This is a genomic window from Hominimerdicola alba (assembly GCF_900109655.1).
Taxonomy (GTDB): Bacteria; Bacillota; Clostridia; order Oscillospirales; family Ruminococcaceae; genus Hominimerdicola; species Hominimerdicola alba_B.
The window spans coordinates 1-2050 of record NZ_FOAT01000044.1; the positions used below are offsets into that span (position 1 = coordinate 1).

2 protein-coding genes, 1 tRNA gene and 1 pseudogene are annotated in these 2050 nt (G+C 44.2%); all 4 read right to left on the reverse strand.

What is annotated here, in order from left to right:
* Nucleotides 1–114: 114 nt before the first annotated feature.
* Nucleotides 115–179 (reverse strand) — tRNA-Asn (locus BMY75_RS18185).
* A gap of 159 nt (nucleotides 180–338) precedes the next feature.
* A complete protein-coding gene (locus BMY75_RS17400; protein WP_242940286.1) occupies nucleotides 339–1337 on the reverse strand; it encodes a recombinase family protein in 999 nt (332 codons plus the stop codon).
* Nucleotides 1338–1385: 48 nt separating this feature from the next.
* Complete coding sequence (locus BMY75_RS18615; protein WP_242940287.1) at nucleotides 1386–1835, reverse strand: recombinase family protein; 450 nt, start codon at nucleotides 1833–1835, stop codon at nucleotides 1386–1388.
* Nucleotides 1810–2050 (reverse strand): annotated as a pseudogene (locus tag BMY75_RS18315) (IS3-like element ISSth1b family transposase); the annotation flags it as partial. The pseudogene BMY75_RS18315 and the gene BMY75_RS18615, both read right to left, overlap by 26 nt.

Consider the following 2050-nt stretch of genomic DNA (forward strand, 5'->3'; position numbering starts at 1 on the left):
GATAAGACCGACTGCTTTCACAATCGGTCTCATCATATACTCTTTTATTACACTATTTGTAGTTTACACAGAATTTGGGATTGACTCGTTATCTCAGAGTTTATAAACAAACGCCACCTGTTGGACTCGAACCAACGACCCTGCGGTTAACAGCCGCATGCTCTAACGCCGACAGAACTTTACCTCGCATTTTTTGCTAAAAAAATTTATCAGCCATAATGCTGACCTTTTATACTTTTACGGTAATATCCGTATTGACGGTATTCCAATTATCACAGAACTGCTGATAGGTCATGTTAAAAAGTATGCTGACTTTATAGTCCCTGCCGACTTCGATCCTATCCACGAGCTGTGCAATGATCATTTTTTTTCTGCTCCATAGTGCTGTCATCAAACTCATCTGCCCAGTTTTTGAAGTTGTCATAGAGGGGTTTGATGCTTTCCATTGAAGCCTTCTTTTCCGTCATTTCATTATCAAGAGTATCTAACTTTTCCTGCTGCTCAACGATCTGAGATTCAACACCTGCGATGACCTTGCTGAGTTGTTCCGGAGTAAATGCACTCTCACCAGTCAGAGTTTTTACGATCTCATTTTCAAGCTTTTCATGCTGCTTTTCAAGTTTGTAAAGATCAAGCTTGAGTTTAGTCTGTTTTGCCTTATAGCTCTGCATATCCTTAGAGAACTGCTTCTTCAGCTCTTTCTCATCGGGAGAATCCTTGATGCTCGCAAACATCTTTTCTATCGTTCCAACAACAGCTTCATCGACCTTATAGGCAAGATATGAACACTGTCCGCTACATTCACAAAGACCCCTGCTCTTGTGATAGCAAAGATATTTAACCCTCGTGAACTCATACAGCGAACCGTCTTTCCTCTTGCGCCTGTCAGTGTGCATGATAGATGTCAGCTTTGCGCCACAGTGAGCACAGTACATGATGCCCGAAAGGAGTGCGCAGCTTTTGGTCTGATAAGCGATATTACGATTTTCATCATTTTTCTTTTCACGCTCATCAAGAATGAACTGTGCCTGCTGAAAAAGTCTTTCATCAATGATCTGCAAATCCTTCAACTGAGGCGATACTGTTTCACCGCTTACCATGTATCCGCAGTACAGCCTGTTCCTTAATATCCTTATTATAGTGTTGCACTGGAACTTGCTGTCGTTGTGAGTTTTCAGCCCCTGCTGATTGAGGTAGTTAGCGATCCTGAAAGAACCGTATCCTTCCTTGACCGTTTTATCGAAGATGAATTTGACCCATTCGGCTTCCTCGGGGTTTACTGCCAGATCATAAGACGGCTTTCCTTTCTTGTTCAGCCTTCCTCTGTTCTCCAGCATATACCCAAAAGGTACCGGACCTCCGCGGTAGATACCCTCCGATATCAGCTACTGCATTCTCGTTCTGATACGCATTGAAGTCTTTTCCGACTCCCCTGCCGCCTGCCAGAACCTTATGTAGTTCATCAGCTTATCGACGTGACTTTCAAAACGCTGCTCGCCTTCGTTGACACTCCACACCCTTATATTGTGCTTTGCGAACCACTCGACGATAAAAGGTGTTTCGTCATCTATTCTTCCGATACGGTCGAACATGAACACCAGCAGTACCTGGAACTCACCCTTGAGGGCTGCGTCCTTCAAGTCCTGGATAGCGTCACGATCCTTTGCAGATACCTTGAAACTGGAAACGCCCTTTTCGAGAAACTCCTTGCCTATCATCCAGCCCATTCTATCAGCGAACTCGTGGCAGGCTTCCCTCTGCATTGGAATGTCGTCCTTGACCTTATCGACCTGTCCTTTGGTAGATACTCTATACGCCGTATTTCTCCATCGCAAGCCCATAATCCTTGCCGTTCTCAATGCAGAACGCTACGATCTCCGCACGTTCCTCCTGTGTTGTTTTTCTGCCTTTGTTCATGGTAATTCCTCTTTCCGAGCGTGTGCGCTCTTTAAAGCCCTTACCGCTATTATAACATGAAATCCACTTTCTGAAAACACTTGTGGATGAAATATGATACTTTCGGCATATCTCTACTTGACTTCCTTTACAG

Coding starts and splice junctions, on each gene's coding strand:
- BMY75_RS17400 (WP_242940286.1), bottom strand. CDS start 1,337: ATGCTGGAGAACAGAGGAAGGCTGAACAAGAAAGGAAAGCCGTCTTAT.